Genomic DNA, 23,370 nt, shown 5'->3' on the forward strand with positions numbered 1-23,370 from the left:
CTTCAGACCCTGCCGTTGGCCAGCAACGCCCTTGCCAGTCGGATTATCTTCCCCTTGGTCGGGGTGATTCAGGTGTCTTGCAACCTGACGGGTTTGCCAGCTTCGCTGGGCAAACAAAAAAGCCCCAAAAAAGGGGCTATTTTTTATTCATAAAAACGAATTTTTTACGAGTTTTTACGCAACTTTACAGCATTTTTTCAACTTTTTACCAGACCCACATGGACAAGGGTCGTTGCGACCTACTTTCTGTTGGCTGCGGGTAAATGGTTGGTTGGCTTGTAAGCGTTGTGGCCCAACAAATGACCACCAGTCGCGCAGCGCTTGGTTTAGGCGGTCTAGGTCGTTGCCTGCATCCAGTGCGGCATCCAGTTCGGCAAAAGCAGCGGTATCGAGCATGGTCCATAATTTTTGACCGCGGCGAAAACCAAAAATCCAGTTCGCTAATGCTGGCTCACCATCACTGTCGTATTCAACGTTGGCTTCGAAGTTACCACCACGTAGTGCTTCTACCACTGCATTGTGAATGCTGACGATACTGCGATACACCTCTACTACTTCAGCTTGGTCTTTAAACTGTGGCTCCCAACGCTTGTCAGCCCAAATATGGGCTAACCAAAACTGTGGGTCAATTGGGCGGGCCGCCAGTTCCATTGCCGTGCAAAAGCCATCAAGCTGAGCAATCCCCTTTAAGCCTGTGCTGCTGCCATAGTGCTCAAGAATATTCTCAACTTTATTGACCAAGGCCATTTGCTCGTCTTGCGAGGCATGGCCATCGACTTTTTGGGCAGCCAATGCTTTTTCTAGCTCGCCCATCAACTGCTCATAAAGCTTGTTAAGCTCGGTCGCTTTGTCGTCGTACTTACCACGATAGCTTTCTAACTGCTCAATCACTGGGTCTGGGTATTTTGGCAACTGCGAAGCCAACGCAATTAACGCCAAACGACGCGCCGGCTCTTTACGGCGCTTATCCACCATATACTGGCCAAAGGGCACAATCGCAGGCTCACCAATGGCATCTACCACGGTTGGCAAGCGTTTCTGGGCAGTTGGGCTCTCGGCGAAGGCTTTTAAGCGCTTTATTAGCTCAGGAACTAGGGCTTCATCGGCCAAGTGCGCTAGGGCTAGCCAAGCGCCGTCTAGTATTTCGGAGTTTGCCCGCTCAACTACCGCCAGCAATGCTGGCACATCTTGCGATGAAATGGATAGCGCAGCAACGTCCTCCACTGACGTTACATTGGCTAATGAAGATAGATCTGACATACCTACATCCAATGACTATAAAATCAGCGCGCGATTATGCCACACCCCAGCCTAAAACTTAATTCTTGGTGAACATCTGATTACAATTTTATCCCGTAATGCGATATTCGTCCGGCAATCGGCTCACCCCCATACCGGCAGAACGGGATACGGGCAGCTGCACACTAATGCGCTCTTTTAGGGCATCGATATGGCTGATAATGCCGATTAACTTGCCACTGGCTTGCAAGCCAGCTAAAGCATCCACGGCCACATCAAGCGTGGCACTATCGAGCGTGCCAAACCCTTCGTCGAGAAACAGTGAGTCTATTTGCACTCGGTCACTGACTAAATCGGATAAGCCAAGCGCTAACGCCAAGCTGGCTAAGAATTTCTCGCCGCCACTAAGGGAGCTAACATCGCGCACTTCATCGGCCTGCCAAGTATCTTGCACGGCCAAGCCAAGCTGTTCGGTGCAAATTAATTGATAACGGCCAAATAGCTGCTGCAGTTGCACGTTTGCCAAGTTTACCAGCTGTGCCAAGGTCAGTGACTGGACAAAGGTGCGATATTTATCGCCTTTGGCCGAGCCAATTAAGCCATCGAGCTGCGCCCATATCGCTACTTCTTGCTCCTGTTCGGCCAGTTGTTTGGCGTATTCAGCTAGCTTTGCCCGTGCTGTCGCATCGTCATCTCGTTGCTGCTTAAGTGAGCCTAGCTGTTGCCAAAGCTCAGTTAGGGTTTGACTAATGGCTTCTAGCTCTAAGGTCAGCGTTGCTTGGTCTACGTTTGGCTCGCTTGGCAATTGCGTTTCTTGCACGCTAGTCAGCTTTTCTTTTGCCAGCACCAAGCTGCGCTCAGCGGCTTCAATGCGCTCGGCTAATGATTGCAAGCTCGCATCATCTAAAACTGCTGCCAAAAATTGCGTTTCGTCATCAAAGTTCGACTGCGCCAGTGCCAGCTGCCAGGCCTGATCTGCCTGTACTTTTTCGTCTTCGGCTTGTGCGACCTGCTCGCTTAGCAAGGTCATCTGGCTAACTACCTGCCCCCATTGTTCATACAAAGGTTGCCACTGAGCTCGCTGATCCACTGCTGACCAGTCGTTATTGGCTGGCTGCCACTTCATCGCTGTCTGCTCGCTCTGCAACTGTTCAATGCGCTGGCTTAAACTTGCAAGGTCGTGCGTTTGCTGCTGTAGGCGTTGGCGTTCATGGCTCACTTGTTCAGCGAGCACCTCTTGCTGCGCTAAATAGTGCTGCCACGCTTCGTTTTGCCCTGTCATCTTAGTCAGCGTCTGACTCAATTCATTTTGCTTTACTTGCAATGCTTGCTGGGCGTCTGCTGCACTTTTTTGTTGGGCTTGTAGTGATTCAAGCTGTGTTGCAAGCGCCTGCTTACGACTAGAAGCAGCCGATAAATCAACAGCGAGCGCCTGCTGCCTAGTTTGTTGCTTGGCTAATTCGCTTTGCAATGGTGTAAGCGCTTGCTGACGTAGGCGCAACGCTTCAAGTTCTGCGCTGAGCTCGGCAATATTGGGTAACTCGCCTAATTGTTTGCTCAACTGCTGGCACTGATCTTGTGCATGTGCCAGTTGCTCGCCAAGTTGCTGTTGCTGTAAAAGCAGTTGCTGCTCATTTTTGACGAGCTGATCAAGCTCGCCTTGGGCCACTTGATAGGCTTGCTTGGCATTACTTGGCTGTACATTATTGTATTGCGCCACTTTCGGATGCTCGGTGCTGCCACACACAGGGCAAGGGCTATCTGGCTGTAGCTGCTCACGCACTTGTTGCAGGTCGGCAATGGTTTGCGCTTGCTCAAATATGGTGAGCTTGTCGGCGAGCTGGGCTTTGCTTTGCGCTATGTTTGGTGCTAGTTCAGTGAGCTTGCTTTTCACATCTCTCAGCGCCTGCTGCGCTGTTTGCTGCTTGCTTTGCCACTGCACCAGCTGAGCCTGCCAATCTTGTTGATTACGCTCAGCTTGCTGCACCTGCCCGGCTAGGGTTTGCACCTGGCTGGCGAGCGTGGCATCTGGGTCCAGTTGAGTAATGTCGCTTTGTAATGCTTGTACTTGCGCATCTATTTTGGCTTTTCGCTCACTCAAACGAGCCAGGCCAATTCCAGCCAGCTGCTCGCGTGTGCCCACCACGCTTTGATCTAGCTGTGCCTGTTGTTCACGCTGCTCACCAAGCTGTACCGTTACTAGCCGGTATTGCTCAAGGTACTGGCGCAGCTGGTTTAATTGATCAGTTGTTAAGGGGCTTTGCTGGCTTAACCATAGTGCTAGCTGAGCTTTTTCATCATTAAGGCGGTGCTGCTGACTGGTTAACTGCGCCAGCGTGTCGCTAAGCCAAGCCCTACTCTGGCCCACAACCGAATCTAGCTGCTGGGCAAGGCTGTGTTTTTGCTCGTCTGCTTGTTGCTGTCGCTGCGCTAATTGTGAGAGGCGCTGCTGGGCAAGCTTGGCTTGGTCATATAATGGTTTAATTTTAGTAGCGGGTTTGGCGCTGGCAAGCAGGGCGCGCTCGGGCGCTAAACTTTGCCACGTTTGATTCGCTTGCTGCCAAGCTACTTGGCTATCGGCTAATAGCTGTTTATGCTCGCCCAAGCGCTGCCATATTTTTAGCTGGTCTTGCTTCGCTGCCTGTTTACTTTGCTGGCCGGCAATGTTTTGCTCTAACTCAGCAATACGCTGATGCAGTGCTGCTAACCCTTCTTCGTCGAGTACCTCGGTCGCATCAAGGCGTTGTTTGTCTTGTGCAAGCTGGCTTGCTAGCGATTTATGGCGCTCATATACCGCAATGGAGATATCGCCATATAACTCGCTACCGGTTAGCTCCTCTAACAACTCGGCCCGCTCATTCACGGGCGCATCCATAAATGCCGAAAAGCCACCTTGGGCTAATAGAATCGATTTGGTAAAGCGCGAGAAATCTAAGCCGGTAATGGCCTCTACTCTTTTGAGTTTGTCGCGCAGCTTGTCTTCTACCTGTTTATCCTCGGTCATATCTGCAAGGTAGGCTTGCGGTGGCTGCAGTTTGCCATCGGCTTTGCTACGCGCACGCTTTTGCTGCCAACCGGCTTTCCAGCGTTTGCCTTGGGCGATAAATTCAACCTCCGCCCAGCACTCCCCAGTTTGACGGCTCATAATCTCGTTTTGACTGGCCGATACCTGATTCGCCCGCGGTGTTTGATGGTATAGGGCTAGGCAGATGGCATCGAGAATCGTAGTTTTACCCGCCCCGGTTGGGCCGGTGATTAAAAAAAGCCCCGCATCATCAAAAGGCGCTTGGTCTAGGTTAATTTGCCACTGGCCTTGCAGGCTATTGAGGTTGGCAAAACGTACCGTGCAAAGTTTCATTGTTCGCCCTCCTGAACCTGAGTAACCACCTGCTGGTAGCGCTCGGTTAGTGCATGCTGCTGCTCGTCGCTCAGCTCGATGCCTTGCAGTCGTTGCTCAAATACCTGCATAGGGGTGAGCTCATCAATCGATGCCTGTCGCTGCTGCCAAGCTAGGGTTGGGCTGAGCTGTTGGCGCTGAACTTTTAAAACTTGCACGGGGTAATCAGCTAGCATCTGGTGTACTTTTTTAGTTAGGTCGCTGCGCGTTTCATTAAAACTTAGGCTTAACCAAAGGCTGTTTTGCGTCAGTGCTCGATCCACTTCCCGAGCTAACGTATCGAGCGTGAGGTTTTCCAGGTAGGCCATTGGCTGCCAAGTTGGCAGCTCAATCAGCTCGGGTTGGTCAAGTTGTTCGGTATCGAGTAGCACCATGGATTTTTGTTGGCTCGCCTCACTAAAACTTAAGGCAATCGGTGAGCCGCTATAGCGCCAATGGGCTTTGCCAGCAATCTGTTGTGGGCGGTGAATGTGGCCCATGGCAAGGTAATCAAATTCAGGGAGCGCGCTACTTGGCAACGCCTCAAGCGTGCCAATATAAATATCGCGCTCCGAGTCACTGGTGCTGGCACCAATGAGCGTTAAGTGCCCCGTGCCAATGACTGGCAGGCCATGCTGTTGGGCTTGTTGAAAGCGCTCGTGATAGTGCTCGCTAATGCGCTGCCCTAATGCTTGCTGGCTGCCAGACAGTGCAGCATTGAGCACATCGCGCGGGCGAATAAAGGGCACGGGTACGAGTGTTGCGCATGCCTCTCCTCGCTGGTTTTTCAATAGCTGCGGGTGCGAATGCTCAGTGGTGGTCACAACATGGGTGTTTAAACACTGCAATACGCTCTGCGACTCTTGCAGTACAGCGACCGAATCGTGGTTACCCGCCATCAACCACAATTGGCAGTTACAAGCATGCAGCTTGGCGATCAATTGGCTAAGCAATTGGCGAGCATAACTGGCTGGGGCGCCAGTATCATAAAGATCACCGGCAATCAGTACGGCATCAATCTGTTTGTTTTGCACTACCTCAACGAGCCAATCGATGAGCTGTTGGTGCTCGAATTGGCGCGATAAGCCAAAAAAGTTTTGTCCTAGGTGCCAATCGGAGGTGTGCAAAATGCGCATAGTTAAGACTCCCTTAATTTGATGCCAAGCATGATACCATGTTGCTCGCGGCGATAAATTTATCGGCGCCGTTTGTATCACCTGCTCTTGGAGCCCCGCTTGGAAGTCACTCTGGTTTTATTATTAATTTTGTTTTGTGTGGCGGTATTAGCCGGCTGGATCGACACGCTCGCCGGTGGTGGTGGGCTAATTGTTCTGCCGGTGCTACTGTTTGTTGGCATGCCACCCTTAGCGGCATTGGCCACCAATAAAAGCCAAGGTTGTGTGGGCACGTTCACCGCTACCTTTAGCTTGTTTCGCCAAGGGTATTTGCGCGATCGGTCACTGATAAAACTAGTACTTTATGCCGCCATGGGCGCAGCGCTGGGCACACTGCTGATTCAGCACATTAATACCGACTTTTTGAACTGGGCCATCCCAGCTTTACTTATTAGCGTGGCGATTTATTTTGCTTTTGGTAATTTAACGCCTAAGGCCAAAAAGCGCCGCTTTGGTGATGCGTCGGTGGCGGCTGTGGGGTTCTATGATGGCGCCGTTGGCCCAGGCACTGGCTCGTTTTTTGCCGCATCTGGCGTGGCCTGGCGGGCGCGTTCGCTAGTCAATGCCACCATAGAAGCCAAGCTATTTAACTTCACCACCAATATCGCCTCGCTTGTGCTCTTCGCTGCTGGTGGCCAGGTGGTGTGGAGCATTGGCCTCACCATGATGTTAGGGCAAGCGATTGGTGCATGGTTTGCTAGTCACAACATCGTCACGCTGGGCAGTAAAATCATTCGGCCACTGGTCATTCTTATGTGTTTGCTGCTTTCAGCCCAGCAAATTTGGCAACTGTTTTAATCGCTCGGTTTGGCATAAGTTTTTTTCCACTTTCTAGCAGTAAATGGGCCTGTCTGTACTACGCTTATCCTTATCAGAGCGTAGAAGGCAGATAGTGTGGATTGGCTGATAGAAGACGATATTGCAGCATCCGAAGATGAGTTAGCAACCTACAAGGTGCTGATTGTTGATGACGAAGTGGATGTTCATACCGCTACGAAGATGGCGCTTGGTAACTTTCGCTTCGAAAACCGCAAGTTAGAGTTTTTAAGCGCCTATACCGGCCAAGAAGCCAAAGCCCTGTTAAAAGAACACAAGGACGTTGCCGTTATTTTGTTAGACGTAGTGATGGAGTCTGACGACGCTGGTCTGAGGGTAGCAAAATACCTTCGCAATGTATTAGGAAACCGCTACAGCCGAGTGATTCTGCGCACAGGCCAACCTGGCATGGCACCAGAGTCCTCGGTGATTCGTGAATACGATATCGACGGTTATCGCAATAAAGCCGAACTGCGCAAAGCCGATTTAGAAGCTGTTTTTTATACATCGCTGCGTGCTTATCGTGATGTATTGGCCTTGCAGCATTATCGCAACTCGCTGGAAGTAGTCATTAATGCCATCACTCGCACAAGCCAAATTTCGGACTTATTTAAGTTTGCCAATACAGTACTTGAGCAGCTAAAAAACGTTACCCACGCTGTTGATTCTAACTTGCTGATTCACACACCAGAGGCGCTAGCGATCTCTTACCTAGACGATCAGCCGCATTTTATGATGGCCGAGCGCAATAATATTCAGCTGCTAGAGCAGCACCAGCAGCCTAAATTATCGGAAGAAATGCTAGCGCTACATGCCAACGCGTTATACGAGAAAAAAGGCCGCATTCTCTACCCTTATTATGTGTACTACCATCAATCGGATGAAGGCAACGAAACAGTATTTATTCTTAAAGTTGCCTCGCGCCTTGATAACGAAGCCAAGCGCATGGTGGAGTTGTACTTACAAAACGTTATCATCACCTACGAAAACTTGTTGCTGTCTAATGTTTTGCGCTCAACCCAAGAGACCATTATTGGTTTGCTGGGCAGTGCGATGGAAACCCGCTCCCGCGAAACCTCAAACCATGTTCGCCGAGTGGGCGATGCAGCAGCCCTGCTCGCTCAGCTTTGCGATCAACCCAAACATTATTACCAACGCCTACGCCTTGCCGCACAACTACACGACGTTGGCAAAGTAGAAGTGCCAGACCATATTCTGAACAAAAAAGGCGAACTGACCGAAGAAGAGTGGGCAATCATGCGCCAACATCCAGAAGCAGGTTATCGAATGCTGGGCACAACTAAGAACGGCATTATTGATATGGCAGCCCGAGTGGCCTACGAGCATCACGAACACTGGAATGGTGGTGGTTATCCGCGTGGACTCAAAGGCAAAGAAATCTCTCTGGAAGGCCGAATTGTTGGGTTAATTGATGTATTCGATACGCTCTGCAGTCAACGCATGCACAAAGAAGCCTGGGACCCACAAGAAGTGCGAGAAGAGATTCGCCACCTAGCGGGCATTCAGTTCGATCCAGAACTGGTTAAACTATTCGACAGTCAGTTCAGTAACTTCGTGACCATATTCGAACAAGGTAAAGACGAGCTACTTGCGCGAGACGAGGACGAGCCCGGCAATCAATAGGCAGGCACCTATGACTCGGTTCCAGTTGATCTCAGCCTTTGGATAGCCTAATAAGCCGTATTGATCGTAAACCAACGACGTCAGCATTTGCCCTACCACTATGGTCGCGGCCAGTACCAAAGCACCAAGCTTAGGCGCTAAAAAAATGGACATGCCAATGTTAAACGCGCCCAATGCACCACCCAGCCATGCCCACCAAGGAATACTCACCAGCGGCTGGGTAAAAAAGGTGCGATCTGCTTGCCAAGCCATCACACCCAAAATAACCGTGCCAATCACAAATGAAACAAATGCCGCATGAATCGGCGTCGCCATTGCCGTGCGCAACTGGGCGTTGACCCCGGCTTGTGAGGTTAAACCAAAGCCAACGGCCAAGCCCAACAATAACAACCACACCCAACTGGTTTGCGACATATCAAATCCCAATTAAATCAATGCTAGCGGTACGCACCTTAGGTGATTTTAGCCCATAAAAAAAGCCCGCCGAAGCGGGCTTAGATTAAAGCAGCTCATTACCACCCTTGGTTGGTATCATTCTGCCGAACATTAGAAGATATCGTGTCACAATTACTATCAGTTCGATTAGGAAGGAGGTTTGCACCAGCTTCGGTTAAATAGACCGATGCGGTACTTGTCACATCTCTCAATAGCTCAAATGATTCGTCTTCTGCTAAATCACTGGTGAAACGGATTTGCTGCATTCTTTGCCCTTTATATTCACCGCCAGCATCGGCATCGTTTGCATCAAATGCTTTCACTTTCATTTGGCCACTGAACTCTTGTCCTTCATAGTTCACGATAAATGAAACCTGACCTTTAGATAGTTCTGACCAAGATCCACCAAAATATGTGCCGTCTAAATCAGGGACTTCATCACCTAAATCATCTTTAGTAATGCCAGTACAAATTCCAATAGAGCCTGAGGTTTCTTCTCCAGTACCAAAGAAATAGAAGGCAAGGAAGTCGCCATCATTCAAATCTTCTATGGTGTCTTGATCTGGGCGTAATAAGAACCAGCTACCAGCCCACTCAACTTCACTCGCTAGTTTGTTATCATTTACAGCTGTTGCAGGGTCGCCACCGTCTTTGATTGCTTTACTCACCGAGGTGATATCTATTTGTTCGTTATCACCAAGCGCGCCTTGAACGCTATTCACAACACTGCCTATTCTATCGTCACCAACATCCCCTAGGGCTGCAACCGTTTCACCATCTGCTTCTTGTTTAACTAGCTGAGATACCACTTCAATGGCTTTGATGCGTTTTTTCACATCTTCAGCCGACCCAGTGGTTGCCACTAAAGAAATCGCTTGGTTCACCGAGCGCAAACGCTCGGAAACATTTGTGCGCTTCTCAGTTGGCACGCCAGCAGATTCTAGTACCTCAGTTAAATCACCTGTTTCTAGCGAGGTAACATCGCCTATACTCGCAATTTTCTCTGCTAGTTTGCCTAATGCTGCAAGCTGCTTGGTGCTATCTGATTCACCAGCAGAAAACGCCACATCAAGAATGGTTTGAACAGCTAGTGCTTTGGCATAAAAAGCACGGTCGGCTTCACTCTCAGCGCTTGAGAAGTCACGTCGAAGATCTGCATCGCTCGTAATACCAAGTGCGTTCCTCATATTCTGCTTCTCATTAGCAGGTACACTCTGCAGAAGAGTTGTTAGAGGTGAAAGAACCTGGGGCGTATCCGACTTCGCCTCAGAGGCGGAAATCGTTGTATCCATCGCCATTATACCCTTCAGCTTTTCACCAGTATCGAGATCAATACCACCACGAATGCGGATTACAACGTTGTCGGATGAACTACCATAACGTAAGCAATGTTTCAGTTGATCTTCTGCAGTGGCTGCGCAGTAATCAGTGTCAGTTTGAGGATTGTAGCTGTAATAACCTTGCGCATCTGTCCAAGCAAATGGCTCAAAATCGTCAATCGCACCATCGTTATCACGATCGGCCCATACTTTACCGTTTGCTACACGCCCATCAACAACTAGACCATTCATGCCAGATAGTGTTGGATCAGAACCATCTTGAATACCTGCATCACAACCTGCGAAAGCAACCGCTGCAACCAATACTGAAAGAGTTTTTAACTTATACATGATTGCTCTCCTTAGAAAGAAATGTCGAAACCGGCAGATACTGATGCGCCGCGCACCGCCCCTGCCATTTCAGATTCGTCACCAGATAGCACGTTACCTAGGTTGGCGGCTAAGCTGGCATCAATTTGCACAACACGGAAGAGTGATAACCCCATGCTGTAGTTGGTGTAGTTGATGTCGGCTAGGTTTTTCTGCAAGCCAAAACGCAAGCTTGGAATCGCAAAGAAGTTAGGCTGAAGTAGCAATGCACCAGACACCAACTGCTTAGGACGACCAAACAGGTCGTTGATTTCCCATAGGTCGGCCGAGGCTGCAAGTGCTACCTGATTGCGGAAGAACTGCACGCCACCGTCAACCGTTAGTAATGGGTTAACGCGGTGAACTTCTGCTAGCGAGATATCACCTATAGAAGCGAAGAACTCAGCGTGGTAACACTCTGTTTGTTTGAGTTCAGTGTCGAGCGCAGCACAATCGCCACCCAAGGCATTGAACTCGTATTTTGGCGCATTGAGGTTGTAGGCGGTAAAGCCAAGGTGACCACGTTCGTTCATCACCATCACACCCAAGTCGAGGGCAAAGTTGTAGTTGAATGCATCTAGGGTCGATAGGCCATCGTCTTGCAGTTTGGCAATCACTTCGTCTACATCGCCATCTTCACTCGCCACAGCTGCAACAAAATCTTTTACTGGGTATAGGTGTTTGGTTAGCGAGTTGGCAACCAGAGTGCCTCGGCCACCCACCACAACTTGGCTGTTGAAACGGTCGATTTCATAAACTGGTCGAGAATAACCTAAGCCAACGTTAAACAACTGGCCGGCTTTGGCATATACAGATGAGGTAGTGCGAAGGAAATCTAGTGGATCAATATCACCACCGTCGGCTAGGTCGGCAACGTCGATATCTAGAACCGCTTCATCATGCAGCACATCTAATTTGGCTGCAGTATAAGACGATACCGACACGCTAAATGCACCCAAACGCTGGCTGCGCAACTGCAAAGGCAAAAACGGTAGCGATAGGCTAACACCCGGTTGCACGTAAAAGTTATTGCCAATGGCTTCCAGCTGAGTATTAAGCGATTCTTCAAAATCACTCACTGCGCCAAGCGTGGCGCCAGCATCTAAGTTTTCAGCATCTAGTTGCGTTTGCACCGCTTCTAGTCGCTCTTGCAACTCAATACCAGCGTCGTAAAGCTCTTGCCCACCGCCTAGTTCAAGGCCTACACCAGCGTTGAACAGACTGAATCGCGCTCGATTCGTTGAAAAATATGTCGCAGCTGGGTTGTAAGAAGAAGCGGTACCTAGTTTCGCATTTGAAGCCGAACCGGCAGTTACGCCAGTGCCACTTGGCATGTACAGTCCGTTGGTCGCGGTTGCGGAAGCCGCGGCCAGCGACACACCTAATCCAATCAGAAGACGTCGCATGATAAATCCCCTTTCGATATGAGTACGGGATCACTCATCGCCAGAGTAATGTGATCCCTTTCACACTCTATCCTAGGGGGTTAGCGCAAAACTGCCTCTCGGGTTAACATTTTTGCACTGATCTACGGCAAACTGCTAATTATCGAACAACAGTGCGTCAATTAAACGACGGTCAAATTATTGACACGCCTATTTATCGGCTTTGTAGCTGCCATAATTGCGCATATTTGCCATTTTTTGACAATAATTGCGCATGGGTACCCTGCTCAACCAATCTGCCTTCGTCGAGTACCAAAATATTGTCAGCATCGGCAATTGTGCTTAATCGGTGCGCCACAATAACGGCTGTTCGCCCTTCGGTAACCTTATGCATGGCATCAACAATGAGCTTTTCAGAGTGGCTATCAAGTGCAGAGGTTGCTTCGTCGAAGATTAAAATTCGCGGGCGTTTTAGGATGGCTCGGGCAATAGCAACCCGCTGCTTTTCGCCGCCGGATAACTTGAGGCCACGCTCACCAACCATGGTTTGTAGCCCTTCTGGCAGCTTTTCTACGAGTTCGGCTAAGTTCGCCATGGCGATGGCTTGCGCCATCTCGTCCTCTGTCGCGTTAACGCTTCCGTAGCGTATATTAGCGGCTAGGGTATCGTTAAATAACACGGTATCTTGCGGCACCACCGCAATTTGTTGGCGCAAATCTTCTTGTTTTATTGCGCGAATATCTGTGCCATCTAGCGTGATTGACCCGCTCTGCACGTCGTAAAAGCGGAACAGCAGGCGCGCAATAGTAGACTTGCCAGCACCACTGCCGCCTACCAAAGCCACGCGTTGCCCTGCTTGAATCGTCAGGTTAAGTTTGTGCAGAATTTGACGGTCAGCATGGTAGGCAAAGTCCACATTATGAAACTGAATGTCTCCTTTCACCTGCGTTAATGTTTGGGCGTCGTCGGCGTCTTGAATCTGACCGCTGATGCGCAATAAACCGAAGTACTTGTCTAGGTCGGTAAATGAGCGGCGAATTTCGCGGTACACCGTGCCTAAAAAACCAAGCGGAATAAACAATTGCAACAAATAGGCATTGATCATGGTGAGGTCGCCGACGGTAATGCGACCACTGGCAACATCATGCCCGGCCATCCACAACATGATGGTGGCGGCAATGGATATGATGAGCGCTTGCCCGCCGTTTAAAATCGCCAGTGAGCTACGGGTTTTTAATCTTGCGGTTTCCCAGCTTGCTAGCGCTGCATCTAGGCGCGTCGATTCGTACTGTTCGGCGTTAAAGTACTTCACTGTTTCATAGTTAATCAAACTATCTACCGCTCGCGCCGAAGCATCCGAGTCGAGTTGATTGGCTTGACGGACATAGCGCGTGCGCCACTCGGTTACTATGGCAGTAAACAATACATAACTGAGTACACCTAAGCCCGTTACCGCACCATAACGCCAGTCGAATGCCGCAATGAGAATACACACCACAAGCACGAGTTCGATTAGGGTTGGGGCAATACTAAAGGTAAAAAATCGCACCAAGGAAGAAAGCGCCGAAGCCCCTCGATCCATATCTCGTGCCAGGGCACCGGTTTGGCGGCTAAGATGAAAGCCTAGGTCGAGTTTGTGTAGGTGATCGAACACTTGTAGCGATGACTGGCGCATCGCTTGCTCGGTTACTCGGGCAAACAAGGTATCCCGTATCTCATTAAACGCGGTCATGGCAAAGCGCAAGCCGCCATATAAGAGAATAAACACCACGGGTACAATCAATATATCCACGCCTTGTGGTGCTAGGCCATCAACAATATGTTTTAGCGCCCAAGGCATGGCTACACTCGCAAGCTTCGCTGCAACCATAAATAAGGTGGCAACAAGCAAACGATAACGCCAACGCCACAATAACTGGCGAATGGATTGAAAGACGAAAGAAAATTTAGATTCAGCCATACGCTACCCTACCAAACGGGTAAGTAGGGTATCGGCTAGGGTTTGGATTACAATATATTTTTAACCGAAGAAGCGGCGGCGCTGGCGGCGCGATCGGCTGTAGGTAGAGCGGTTTTCGCTCAGCAGTTTAATACCAATTGCAATAGACGATAGTGCCAAAACAATGGCAAAAAATGACAACATCATTAGCCCTCCTTTTATTTGGCTGCATTGATTCCATGTTGCAAATGCGTTACTAAAACACACCTAAGTACTTGCAAGTACCTGATGTACAACAAGTTTACCCCATTGACTGTGAATGAATGATGACTGGACAGCGTAAGACATGCAGCACCAACTAACCGCCAAAAGGCAGATGTGTCAGCACTGCCAGCGCCCATTAGCCATTTGCTGCTGCGATGTTGTGATGCCTTTTAGGTGCCAAACCAATATCACCACCTTGCAAGACCAAAGAGAAACCAATAATAAGAAAAACACGCTGTTACTTGTCAAACAGTGCTTGCCGAGTATGCAGGTTTTGCATAGCGTTCCAACTAATCTGTTGAATACTGGACTAGTATTTCCAACGCCACATAGCCAGCCAATCGAGTCGACTGAAGAGCTACCCAAGCAATGGCTGCTGCTCGATGGCAGCTGGAAACAGTGTAACGCCTGGTACCTCGCCAACCCAAGCTTGCAGGCCTTGCCTAGCTTTCATTTTAGCCAGGCACCGGCTAGTCAGTACCACATTCGCAAACGCCCTAAAGCTGATGGATTGGCCAGCATAGAGGCCATTGCCTACTTGTTATCTGTGGTCGAGCCAGACTGCGATTGGCCGCGACTAAATAAAGTGATGGCAACCTTTAATGATCGTTGGCTAGCGCAAATACCCAAGGAGTTGCATCATAGATATCGTCGTTAAGCATCTGCCAGCAGAGCAACTACCATTGGCACGCAAGTTTTACCAGCAACATAATAAAAGCATGCGACCACGTGGCAGTGATCAAGTCTGGGTCGCTGTGGCTAATAACCAAGTCGTGGGGGCTGTGCGCCAGCGCTATATTGGCCCGCATGCCCTGTTGACTGGTTTGTTCGTTGCGCCCACCTGGCGTGGTAAGGGCATTGGTGGCATGCTGTGCCAAGCACTCAGTGCGCAACAAACCGGCCCCCTGTTTTTATTTTGTCAGCCTAGTCTTATTCCCTATTATCAGCCGTTAGGGTTCGACATTGAGCCAACCCCACCAGCGGAAGTCGCTGATAAACTGCAGCGACTAAATAAAGGATTGCAGTGTATGCGCAAGCCTTTAAAGGCTCGCCAATAAGCTTGGCAGTTCTGCTAGGTCGCTGATGGCAAGTTTGGCTGGTTGATCGTGTGGCCACTGATGAAAGCCTTCCACCCAAATTGGCGTTAACCCGGCGTTTTTGGCACCTTGATAGTCGTTAACCGGATGATCCCCAACATAAACCACTTGCTCTGCTTGCCAACCAAGGTCATTTAAGGCGCTAGCAAAGGCGCCAGCATTGGGTTTATGAATGCCAATGCGCCCAGTGGCATATACCGGCATAGTCAGATTTAAGCCTTGGGCGCTCTTTAAACGGCTATTCTCTGGGCCGTTCGACAGCACTGCTAAGTCATACTGATCGGCTAGCGTTGCCAAAGTTGTGGCCATGTTTGGCATAGGCTGCGCGCAGGTGGTGAAAACTTCCTGCCAGTAGTCGCCAATGCGTTCATCACCAACATCACTCAACTGAGGAAAAGCACGAATCATCAGCCGACCCACCTGCTCTCTTAAGCTATCGAAGCCCAAGTTTGGGTCGAGATAGCCACCATTATCTGCTTCGAGCAAGGCTGCCTCGATGGCAGCGATTGGTTCATCGCCAAGCAACTCGCGAAAGTAGTTTTGCAGCACCGGCGCAAACGCCCGCACAGTATTTTCACGGTGCATGAGGGTGTTATCTAGGTCGAACAGAACAGCAGAGATGGTCATAATAATTGATAATCTTTTAAAACTTGCGTGAGTGCTTCGGTGCCAACCACTTGCTCAGCGTGTAAACCAAGTTGTTTGGCGGTGTTTATGTTGGCTAGGGTGTCATCCACTAGCAACACTTCACTGGCTTTACAGCCCATATCTCGAAGAGCGCGAGTGTACATGGCTGCATCGGGCTTGGCATGACCAATTCGGTGCGAAGCAAAGTAATAGTCAAACTTACCAGCTAGGCCTAACTGCATGGTTGGCGCCCAATGCGAGTCGTTAATGTTGGAGAATACGGCTTTTTTCGCCTGTGGGTTTACCTTGGCGACAATTTCTAGGGCGTTGGGCAATAGTTGGTCTGGCCAGTGGCGAAAATGCTGCATAAAGGCTTCATGCGAAACCGCTAAGCCAAGCACAGAGTGCATGGTATTAATAAACCCTGATTCCGATACCTGACCGCAGTGATAGGCATGCAAGCATGGTTCAGCCATAAACACCTGCATACTAGCTTCTGGGTCTGCTACCCAGTCTGGTTGAAACGGATACCCATTTAATCGCACCAGTACTCGCCCTAAATCAAACAAAACAGCCTTGATCATTGCCCACCTATTGACGCTCACTACAAAGGCGCCTAGCGTAACACATCAAAGGTGGCACTTTGATGCTCACCTACACATGTGAAGATTTATAATCATTAAGGCAATGCCATCAGGGTTGATATGTCGAGTAACTTTTTTGCTACCTTGGATCGTTTGCGCTGGATTCAACGCTGGGGGCTCAAGCGCAATGTGAGTCCAGAAAATGTAATGGAGCATAGCTGGCAGGTAACTACCATTGCCCATGCACTGGCTGAGCTAGCAGTACTGAATGGCAAGGCGGTAGATGTTAACGAAGTGATCAAAGCATCACTTTATCACGATGTCTCGGAAATCATTACAGGCGACCTGCCAACGCCAGTGAAGTATCACTCGGATACCATTCGCGATGCTTATAAAGCCATCGAAAAAGAAGCCGAGCAGGAGTTATTGGAAAAGCTGCCGAGTAAGTTGCAACCAGCGTACCGTAATTATTTGCTTAGCGAGCAAATTCCTGAAGACGTTGAGCAGCTAGTGAAAGCGGCTGATTTAATTAGCGCGCTGATTAAGTGTAATTACGAAGTGAGAGCGGGCAACAAAGCAGAGTTTGGTGACGCCCAGCGCTCAATTGAGGCGCGCCTAGCGTCACTTAAGTTGCCCGAGGTCGATGAGTTTCTTGCCCAATTTATGGACGGTTATGTGCTCACACTCGATCAGTTGCTTGCACACCACGACCCCTCACTAGATAAAGGGTGACGACGTCGGCGCTGGCGGGCGGTACTGCCTGCCTAGTTTTATTAGTGTCCGGCGGTAATTGGTAGACAAGTAACCCTGCTGAATCATTTGCTGCTGAATGTGATCAATCGCTTTTGGCCAGTCTGGCGAGTCAACCAATTTTGTTACCAACACCCCATCATGCTTGGCTTGCTCACAAATAACACGCCATACCGTTTCTGGATTTGGCTTATTTAACCGGCGCGCAAAGCGATTCTGCGGTTTTCGCCAAATCTGCCACCACAATACCCCCCCCAACAATAGCAAGCCAACACCAAGGCCATAAACCATTGGCCATAACCATACCGGCGGCCCAACAATTGCCACAGGCGCTTTCACATTAAAGGTTGGCAACGGAGCTTTGGCGACCAGGTTGTCTAACCGATTGGCGTACACCGACTCAAACCGTTGATTGCGCGGATGAAAAAAACTCAACGACATGGTTGGCAGCGACAGCCGGCCGGCTTCATCCACTAGTAGGCTATACTCAGTCGTTAAACTGGCTAACCAGCCATTACCGTGGCGGGTTTCACTGCGTGCATTATTAACCTCATAAATCGTGTATCCCTCATATTTGCCCTCTAAATCCAGTGCCGTTAGGTATTCTTTAGCCGCACCAAGGGCATATTGCGTGACGGTAAAACTCAGGCTGTCACCAACGGTCAAGCGCTCTGGCATGTTGTTTACTTGCACATCTAACCAAGCGCTGTCGACCACCAAAGCACCACTAGGGGCGGTTGATTGCACCACTTGGTATTGCCGCGGCGCCACATTTAGCGTTACCGAGCGTAACCAGCCGCTTTGATCAATTAGGTTACCCGACAGGGACGGCCATTGAATGGTCAACGTGCCCGTATTAGTTGGCTCTAGCTCAAAGTTAAGGCTGTAATTCTGAAAGGTTTTGCCAGCTATGGTCACATCACCTTTGCGCTCATCTGTTGGGCGAAAGCTGCGACCATTAACTACCGCTGAGCGAGCCCGAAAATCAGGTGTGCCGACCACATACACCTCGGCAGAGTATCGGTGCAGTTCATTAACGCGCGCTTGCGAGGCCATGCGCGATGGCCGCATCCAGATATCGGTCCCTGCAAGGCTTGAAATACTGACACTCGCCTCGTTACTCACCTCGCCTTCATAACTCAGTGCAGGTAATACTAATTGCGTGGTTTCGCCATCAGGAATTTCAACCAAGGGTTCCAGCCATAGATGGTAATCGCTACCCGCAGGCTGTTGCTGATGCCAGCGTGGCACTATTTGAGTTTTCTGCACGTTAAAGTCGAGCAACCAAGGGGTTAGGTCAACTTTTGTCCAGTCTATGTGCTTATCTTCCACGCTCATTACCACATGCAAACGCTCACCTTGCACAAGTGTTGGCTCTAGTACTTGCAACGAAAGCGCTGGCGACCAAGTTGACAACATCAGCAAAAAAAGCCAAACAAACTTGCGCATCAATTGTCTCCTGTTGCTTGGTTGAACCGGAAGCGTATCAAGCGTGCTGGGTCGGGTGGTTCAAGCGACATCATGCGAGCACTGTCAATGTCTTCGCCGCCCCCTTCAACCACAGGCCCCATAGGCTGCTCTGGCAGTTCATCCGGCAGGCCTTCTTGTGGAATATCATTGTTTTCACCAGCTTGTAGGCTGCCACCATCTGAGTTTTGTTGCTGGCTTGATTCATCTGGCGATTGCTGGGATTGCTCATTGCCATTGCCCGAAGATGTTTCATCGGATGGTTCTTGGTTTTGTTCGCTTTGTTGATCTTGGCTGTTTTGCTCACCCTGCTGGTTTTGCTGGGCCTGCTGATTTTGCAAATCTTCCAGTGCAGCCAAGTTCTCAGCTGCTTGCACATGATCCGGGTCTTCTTGCAAGATCGCTTCAAATGCTGCAGCCGCGGCATCATAATTTTGCAAACGGGCGTATGCCACCCCTTGGTTAAACACACTGTCTATACCAGGTTGCTGCCGCCAAGCTTCAATGGCTTGTTCATATTTTCCTTGCTGGTACAGCGCCATCCCTCTGGTCATTACATCCTCGGTAAGGTTAAGTGCTTGCTCATATTGCTCTTGCGCTAATGCCGATTGTGCTTGTTGTTCACGGTTGTCAAACCAACTGGCTTGTGCAGGCTGCGGCGCGAGCAGTACTAGGCCAAAAGGCAACAAAACAACAATTTGGCGCTGACCAATGAGCAGCAACAATGGCAACATGGCCGCGACAACAAACCAAATGCCACTATCATGGCGCAGGACAAAGTTTTCTTGCAGCACCACAGCGTCATCGACTACGTTGCGGCTAGTCACTTGATCCAACCCGCTGCGGGTCACTGCCACGCCCGAAAAACGGCTTGCCAATGCTTGCCACGCGCTATCTGTCACTGGGCGAATGCCAGAGCTGGTGCCAACTTTCACCACATCTAAGTTGACATCTATACCTGGGTTCCAGGCACCAGCAGCATTTAGCGCCGCTTGCGGTAAGTGATCGGCAACCACAACAACTTGGCCTCGCTGAACGTCTGCACGCTCAAACACTCTTTTGGCTTGGTTTAACGCACCCGCTAAGTTGTCGCCGTGCTCACGTGGAATCTCATACGTGAGCTGGGGAAGCATGCTATTAATTAGCTGGAAATCTGGCGTGGCTGGTATCATAAGCGCTGCATTTTGGCTATAAGCTACTAACGCCACTTGGCTGCCAGACCACTGATCCAGTAAATCTTTGATAATAAAGTGAGCCTGATTCATCCGGCTCGGCGCAACATCTGTGCTAGCCATGCTGTCATTGATGCTCATGATCACCACGCGCACTTCCCGTGCTTGCTGCGCGGGTACCGAGCGCTCGCTAAAGCTAGGCCCTGCCAATGCAATGACTAGCAGCACCAAAGCTGTCAGCGCCATAAGCGCGTGCCACCATGTATGCGATGGTTTGCTACTGGTGTCCGACAACAGTTTTTTTGCTAGGTGCTCAGGTAATAGTGATTGCCAGCCATCGCTGCGCTGTGTTTTAAACCAAACCCATACCACGGCAATGGCTAGGGGCAAAAGCAATAACCATTCTGGTCGAATAAACGTCATAACAATCGACCTCGCCAAACAAATAATGTCATCAATAACAATACCGCAATCGACAGCGGCCAATAATAAAGCGGTTCGTTAATGCGCACCGGATCTGTTTGCCGCTCAACCGGCTCTAAACGGTCGATTTCGCGGTAAATTTCTACCAGCTCAACGGCATCGCGAGCGCTGAAAAATCTCGCGCCAGTTAGGTTCGCGACCTGGCGCAAGGTTGCGTTATCAGCACCACCAAAGAATCCCGAGATCCCAACGGTGTACACTTTCACGCCTTGATCCAGCGCCCAACTCGCAGCCTCCATTGGGCTGACCTCACCAGCGGTGTTCGCGCCATCGGATAACAGAATGACAACCTTATCCTTGGCATCCAAATCTCTCACCTGGCGAACACCCAGTGCAATCCCTTCCCCTATAGCTGTGTTGGAGCCAATCATATGAGGAGCAGTTTCTGTCAACCATTGCTGGATACTCTCAAGGTCGCGCGTGACGGGAGCTTGCACATAAGCACTATCGGCGAAAAACACCAAGCCCATGCGATCCCCATCGCGGCCATCAATAAAACCATTTAACACCTGTTTAACAACATCAATGCGCCGGTATAGTGAAGCCCCATAGCGCATATCTCGATCTCCCATCGACCCAGACAAGTCAACTACTAGCACCATATCGCGCTGTGAGTCAGACACTTCAATTGGATCCCCCACTCGCTCAGGTTGCGCCATGGCAATCACTAGCGCCGCTAATGCCAAGATAACGAGCAGTCGCGACCACCAATCTTTCGCAGCTTTACGGTGTTGTAATTGAGCATTGGCTACCCACAAGGCCGTTTGTGGCTGTTTGGCTGGAATCAGCAAAATGAGTGGCAGCAATAACAATAGCCCAAATACCTGAGGCAATACCCACTGAATCATCGTCTGCCTCCCCGCTTTTTATAGACTTTTAGCCAAGCAATTAACGCTCGTTGCAAGGTTTGGCAGCTTTGCGCGTCGTGGCCGTCGTAAAATAAGCGCTGCCAGCGCTCAGCTTCAGTACTGAGTAGGGTTTGGCCTATTAGGTTGTCTAAATAATTTAACCAAGCTTTGCCAGCAAGTTGGGCGACCTCGTCGCGCCCGTGTCGGTTTATTAGCAGGCGCTTAAGTGATTCACTCATTTGTTTGATGGTGGCAAAATCTGGTGTTGGCTGGCGTTTAGCTTGCAGGCGCCATTGCTTGTAAAGCTGGCGCACTGCTTTATTGCGCAAGCGCAAGCGAATCAGCCACCAAACTATGAGCACCAGACACGGCACGGTTAGTGCAATGACCAACCACCAACCAATGGCAAGCGGCCACACTGGTGGTGGCGCAAGGGATACAACATCATGCGGTAACATGGGCACCCCCTAACCAGTCATTGGTAAAGACAGTTTGCTGAGTGACCATGGCAGACTGCAGCCACTGTTGTTGCTTGGCAAGTTGGCGCTGCATTTGTTCGTTATAAGCTTTATTTCGACGACGATTAAATACGGCGGTCATCACTCCTGCATCAGACTTAAACGCCAGAGACAATCGCTTGTTTGGGGCTTTTAGCTCTAATGGGTCCAGTATTTGCCAAGCCACCACATCATTGTGGCGGCTTAATTGGCGCAGAAGTGGCACGCTGGCCTCATTGAGCCAATGGAAGTCTGAAATCAAATGCACGCGCCCCCCAGTTTTAACTGCCCGGTTGAGCTGTGCTAGCGCCTGCAAAGCCTGCCCAGCATCTTGTTGCCAATGCATGCTAGGTTCGGCGAGTAGGTGCAAGTAGCGCATCAAAGCTGCGCGCCCTCTGCCTGTTCGACAGTCACGAATGCGATCGCCAAAAACCATGCCGCCTACGGCATCACTACGTTGAATGGCTGCCCAGCCTAAGCAGGCAGCAAGGTGAGCAGCTTGCACCGACTTAAGTAACTTCACCGAACCAAACCACATAGGAGCCGACAGATCCGTCCATAACCAAGTTGGCCGATCGCGCTCTTCATGAAACTGCTTGCTGTAGGCATCACCCGTGCGCGCTAGCAACCGCCAATCCAAGTGGCGTACTTCATCACCCGGCTGATAAGCCCTAGATTCACTGTACTCCATGCCCCGGCCATGAAATACGCTGCGCCGAGTTGACTGCTGCTGGCGTTTCGCCATTAAGCGTTTTTCCGGCTGTTGCGCTTGTCGCGCGAGCGCCATTAAGTCGGGTAGCAGTATTTCGGTACCATCACTGACCCAAGTTGTCATTAGCCACTCACCGCCACTTTATTTAACAACTGGCTAATCACGATGTCTGGCGTTAAACCATCGGCTTCGGCTTCGTAAGACAGCAAAATGCGGTGGCGCAACACCGGTTTGGCTAACCACTGAATGTCTTCGGGGTATACGGAACGGCGTCCGTGCAAAAATGCCCGCGCTTGGGCACACCTTGCCAGCGCAATGGTTGCACGAGGTGACGCTCCCCATTCAATGTACTTGGCCAAATCTGCGCTAAGTGCTTCCGGCTGGCGGGTGGCTTGCACTAGATGCACGATATACTGCTCCATCGACGATGAAATTTCTGTGGCCAGTACTTCTCTACGCCAACCTAGCACTTCATCGATGGCTATATTGAGTGGTTGTGGTTTGGCGACATTAGCGGCTTCTTGCAAATTCAACCGTAAAATTTCGTGCTCTACATCCACCGATGGGTAATTAACATCGATTTTCATTAAAAAGCGATCGAGCTGTGCTTCTGGCAGCGGATAGGTGCCTTCTTGCTCAATTGGGTTTTGCGTTGCCATCACCATAAACAACGCCGGCAACTTGCGGGTTACCTTACCCACAGTCACTTGCCGCTCAGCCATTGCCTCTAATAAGGCCGATTGCACTTTTGCTGGCGCTCGGTTGATTTCATCGGCCAAGACAAACTCATTCAATAGTGGCCCAGCTTCAAAAACAAAATCACCCGTTTGTGGTCGAAAGATCTCGGTGCCTGTTAAGTCGGCTGGCAGCAAGTCAGGCGTAAACTGGATTCGCTTAAATTGGCTGTCGATTTGGCTAGCAAGTGCATTAATCGCTCGAGTTTTGGCAATACCTGGCGGGCCTTCAACCAAAAGGTGGCCATCGGCTAGTAAGGTAACGAGCATTTGCTCTAGTAACTGCCCTTGCCCAATGACATCGTGAGCAAGGTGCTTCTGCAGGGTTTGCAGACGGGAAAGCATTTGTTGACGTTGCAAGATATTTTGCGACGCAGCGGATACATCAGTCATAATTATTTCCCTTAATAAATTGGCGCAATGGGCTCTAGGCTACGA

At 50.1% G+C, this 23,370-nt stretch carries 21 protein-coding genes; 5 read left to right on the forward strand and 16 right to left on the reverse strand.

The genetic code is table 11. From position 1 onward, the window contains the following. Positions 1–174 precede the first annotated feature (174 nt). The 3 genes from DUW71_RS17770 to sbcD form a co-directional block, all read right to left on the reverse strand. Complete coding sequence (locus DUW71_RS17770) at positions 175–1,260, reverse strand: UPF0149 family protein (RefSeq protein ID WP_119394131.1); 1,086 nt, start codon at positions 1,258–1,260, stop codon at positions 175–177. Positions 1,261–1,348: 88 nt separating this feature from the next. Next, positions 1,349–4,597 carry an AAA family ATPase gene (locus DUW71_RS03425; RefSeq protein ID WP_119393844.1) on the reverse strand — a complete coding sequence of 1,083 codons (3,249 nt, stop codon included), beginning with the start codon at positions 4,595–4,597 and terminating at the stop codon, positions 1,349–1,351. Then, positions 4,594–5,751 (reverse strand): exonuclease subunit SbcD, encoded by a 1,158-nt coding sequence (gene sbcD / locus DUW71_RS03430; RefSeq protein ID WP_119393845.1) that lies wholly within the window; start codon positions 5,749–5,751, stop codon positions 4,594–4,596. Before sbcD ends, DUW71_RS03425 begins: the two co-directional genes overlap by 4 nt. Before the next feature lie 99 nt (positions 5,752–5,850). Between sbcD and DUW71_RS03435 the strand changes: the two genes are divergently transcribed. Both DUW71_RS03435 and DUW71_RS03440 read left to right on the forward strand, forming a co-directional pair. Next, positions 5,851–6,588: a TSUP family transporter gene (locus DUW71_RS03435; RefSeq protein WP_233546014.1), complete on the forward strand. Its 738-nt coding sequence runs from the start codon at positions 5,851–5,853 to the stop codon at positions 6,586–6,588. Positions 6,589–6,684: 96 nt separating this feature from the next. Continuing rightward, positions 6,685–8,250, forward strand: a complete 1,566-nt coding sequence (locus DUW71_RS03440; protein WP_119393846.1) for an HD domain-containing phosphohydrolase — start codon at positions 6,685–6,687, stop codon at positions 8,248–8,250. On the opposite strand, the gene DUW71_RS03445 is transcribed toward DUW71_RS03440, so the two are convergent. The 5 genes from DUW71_RS03445 to DUW71_RS17930 form a co-directional block, all read right to left on the reverse strand. Further along, the gene (locus DUW71_RS03445) at positions 8,212–8,664 is read right to left on the reverse strand and encodes a DMT family transporter (protein WP_119393847.1); all 453 of its coding nucleotides are present in this window, start codon (positions 8,662–8,664) and stop codon (positions 8,212–8,214) included. The genes DUW71_RS03440 and DUW71_RS03445 overlap by 39 nt on opposite strands. Positions 8,665–8,762: 98 nt before the next feature. Then, the gene (locus tag DUW71_RS03450) at positions 8,763–10,355 is read right to left on the reverse strand and encodes a hypothetical protein (RefSeq protein WP_119393848.1); all 1,593 of its coding nucleotides are present in this window, start codon (positions 10,353–10,355) and stop codon (positions 8,763–8,765) included. Positions 10,356–10,366: 11 nt separating this feature from the next. Beyond that, positions 10,367–11,779 carry a conjugal transfer protein TraF gene (gene traF, locus DUW71_RS03455; RefSeq protein WP_119393849.1) on the reverse strand — a complete coding sequence of 471 codons (1,413 nt, stop codon included), beginning with the start codon at positions 11,777–11,779 and terminating at the stop codon, positions 10,367–10,369. Between the two features lie 193 nt (positions 11,780–11,972). After that, a complete protein-coding gene (locus DUW71_RS03460; protein WP_119393850.1) occupies positions 11,973–13,718 on the reverse strand; it encodes an ABCB family ABC transporter ATP-binding protein/permease in 1,746 nt (581 codons plus the stop codon). A 60-nt stretch (positions 13,719–13,778) separates the two neighbouring features. Further along, positions 13,779–13,904 carry a hypothetical protein gene (locus tag DUW71_RS17930; protein WP_267896642.1) on the reverse strand — a complete coding sequence of 42 codons (126 nt, stop codon included), beginning with the start codon at positions 13,902–13,904 and terminating at the stop codon, positions 13,779–13,781. 139 nt (positions 13,905–14,043) lie between these two features. Between DUW71_RS17930 and DUW71_RS03465 the strand changes: the two genes are divergently transcribed. After that, the gene (locus DUW71_RS03465; protein WP_119393851.1) at positions 14,044–14,619 is read left to right on the forward strand and encodes a DTW domain-containing protein; all 576 of its coding nucleotides are present in this window, start codon (positions 14,044–14,046) and stop codon (positions 14,617–14,619) included. A gap of 25 nt (positions 14,620–14,644) precedes the next feature. Then, positions 14,645–15,019, forward strand: coding sequence for a GNAT family N-acetyltransferase (locus DUW71_RS03470; RefSeq protein WP_119393852.1), 375 nt, complete (start codon positions 14,645–14,647; stop codon positions 15,017–15,019). Here DUW71_RS03470 and DUW71_RS03475 read toward each other — a convergent pair. Beyond that, complete coding sequence (locus tag DUW71_RS03475; RefSeq protein WP_119393853.1) at positions 15,002–15,685, reverse strand: HAD family hydrolase; 684 nt, start codon at positions 15,683–15,685, stop codon at positions 15,002–15,004. The two genes, DUW71_RS03470 and DUW71_RS03475, sit on opposite strands and share 18 nt — an antisense overlap. Beyond that, the gene (locus DUW71_RS03480) at positions 15,682–16,269 is read right to left on the reverse strand and encodes an HAD-IA family hydrolase (protein WP_119393854.1); all 588 of its coding nucleotides are present in this window, start codon (positions 16,267–16,269) and stop codon (positions 15,682–15,684) included. Before DUW71_RS03480 ends, DUW71_RS03475 begins: the two co-directional genes overlap by 4 nt. A 120-nt stretch (positions 16,270–16,389) precedes the next feature. On the opposite strand from DUW71_RS03480, the gene yfbR reads away from it, so the two are divergent. Continuing rightward, complete coding sequence (yfbR, locus tag DUW71_RS03485; protein WP_119393855.1) at positions 16,390–17,001, forward strand: 5'-deoxynucleotidase; 612 nt, start codon at positions 16,390–16,392, stop codon at positions 16,999–17,001. Here yfbR and DUW71_RS03490 read toward each other — a convergent pair. Genes DUW71_RS03490 through DUW71_RS03515 form a run of 6 tightly spaced genes read right to left on the reverse strand, consistent with a single transcriptional unit; the run spans position 16,987 to position 23,277 of the window. Continuing rightward, a complete protein-coding gene (locus DUW71_RS03490) occupies positions 16,987–18,468 on the reverse strand; it encodes a BatD family protein (RefSeq protein ID WP_119393856.1) in 1,482 nt (493 codons plus the stop codon). The two genes, yfbR and DUW71_RS03490, sit on opposite strands and share 15 nt — an antisense overlap. After that, positions 18,468–20,081 (reverse strand): VWA domain-containing protein, encoded by a 1,614-nt coding sequence (locus DUW71_RS03495; protein ID WP_119393857.1) that lies wholly within the window; start codon positions 20,079–20,081, stop codon positions 18,468–18,470. Before DUW71_RS03495 ends, DUW71_RS03490 begins: the two co-directional genes overlap by 1 nt. Continuing rightward, complete coding sequence (locus DUW71_RS03500; RefSeq protein WP_119393858.1) at positions 20,078–20,989, reverse strand: VWA domain-containing protein; 912 nt, start codon at positions 20,987–20,989, stop codon at positions 20,078–20,080. Before DUW71_RS03500 ends, DUW71_RS03495 begins: the two co-directional genes overlap by 4 nt. Next, on the reverse strand, positions 20,986–21,447 hold the full coding sequence (locus tag DUW71_RS03505; RefSeq protein WP_119393859.1) for a DUF4381 domain-containing protein: 462 nt from the start codon (positions 21,445–21,447) through the stop codon (positions 20,986–20,988). The genes DUW71_RS03500 and DUW71_RS03505 overlap by 4 nt, the downstream gene beginning before the upstream one ends. Next, positions 21,434–22,321 (reverse strand): DUF58 domain-containing protein, encoded by an 888-nt coding sequence (locus DUW71_RS03510; protein ID WP_119393860.1) that lies wholly within the window; start codon positions 22,319–22,321, stop codon positions 21,434–21,436. The genes DUW71_RS03505 and DUW71_RS03510 overlap by 14 nt, the downstream gene beginning before the upstream one ends. Continuing rightward, a complete protein-coding gene (locus tag DUW71_RS03515) occupies positions 22,321–23,277 on the reverse strand; it encodes an AAA family ATPase (RefSeq protein ID WP_119394133.1) in 957 nt (318 codons plus the stop codon). Before DUW71_RS03515 ends, DUW71_RS03510 begins: the two co-directional genes overlap by 1 nt. Positions 23,278–23,370 lie beyond the last annotated feature (93 nt).

This window comes from Salinibius halmophilus (assembly GCF_003577475.1).
GTDB classification, from domain to species: Bacteria; Pseudomonadota; Gammaproteobacteria; order Pseudomonadales; family Natronospirillaceae; genus Salinibius; species Salinibius halmophilus.

Bases quoted from the DNA above. Each gene is read 5' to 3' on its own strand.
- DUW71_RS17770 (WP_119394131.1), bottom strand. From the start codon at position 1,260: ATGTCAGATCTATCTTCATTAGCCAATGTAACGTCAGTGGAGGACGTT.
- DUW71_RS03425 (WP_119393844.1), bottom strand. From the start codon at position 4,597: ATGAAACTTTGCACGGTACGTTTTGCCAACCTCAATAGCCTGCAAGGC.
- sbcD (WP_119393845.1), bottom strand. From the start codon at position 5,751: ATGCGCATTTTGCACACCTCCGATTGGCACCTAGGACAAAACTTTTTT.
- DUW71_RS03445 (WP_119393847.1), bottom strand. From the start codon at position 8,664: ATGTCGCAAACCAGTTGGGTGTGGTTGTTATTGTTGGGCTTGGCCGTT.
- DUW71_RS03450 (WP_119393848.1), bottom strand. From the start codon at position 10,355: ATGTATAAGTTAAAAACTCTTTCAGTATTGGTTGCAGCGGTTGCTTTC.
- traF (WP_119393849.1), bottom strand. From the start codon at position 11,779: ATGCGACGTCTTCTGATTGGATTAGGTGTGTCGCTGGCCGCGGCTTCC.
- DUW71_RS03460 (WP_119393850.1), bottom strand. From the start codon at position 13,718: ATGGCTGAATCTAAATTTTCTTTCGTCTTTCAATCCATTCGCCAGTTA.
- DUW71_RS17930 (WP_267896642.1), bottom strand. From the start codon at position 13,904: ATGATGTTGTCATTTTTTGCCATTGTTTTGGCACTATCGTCTATTGCA.
- DUW71_RS03465 (WP_119393851.1), top strand. From the start codon at position 14,044: ATGCAGCACCAACTAACCGCCAAAAGGCAGATGTGTCAGCACTGCCAG.
- DUW71_RS03475 (WP_119393853.1), bottom strand. From the start codon at position 15,685: ATGACCATCTCTGCTGTTCTGTTCGACCTAGATAACACCCTCATGCAC.
- DUW71_RS03480 (WP_119393854.1), bottom strand. From the start codon at position 16,269: ATGATCAAGGCTGTTTTGTTTGATTTAGGGCGAGTACTGGTGCGATTA.
- yfbR (WP_119393855.1), top strand. From the start codon at position 16,390: ATGTCGAGTAACTTTTTTGCTACCTTGGATCGTTTGCGCTGGATTCAA.
- DUW71_RS03490 (WP_119393856.1), bottom strand. From the start codon at position 18,468: ATGCGCAAGTTTGTTTGGCTTTTTTTGCTGATGTTGTCAACTTGGTCG.
- DUW71_RS03495 (WP_119393857.1), bottom strand. From the start codon at position 20,081: ATGACGTTTATTCGACCAGAATGGTTATTGCTTTTGCCCCTAGCCATT.
- DUW71_RS03500 (WP_119393858.1), bottom strand. From the start codon at position 20,989: ATGATTCAGTGGGTATTGCCTCAGGTATTTGGGCTATTGTTATTGCTG.
- DUW71_RS03505 (WP_119393859.1), bottom strand. From the start codon at position 21,447: ATGTTACCGCATGATGTTGTATCCCTTGCGCCACCACCAGTGTGGCCG.
- DUW71_RS03510 (WP_119393860.1), bottom strand. From the start codon at position 22,321: ATGACAACTTGGGTCAGTGATGGTACCGAAATACTGCTACCCGACTTA.
- DUW71_RS03515 (WP_119394133.1), bottom strand. From the start codon at position 23,277: ATGCTTTCCCGTCTGCAAACCCTGCAGAAGCACCTTGCTCACGATGTC.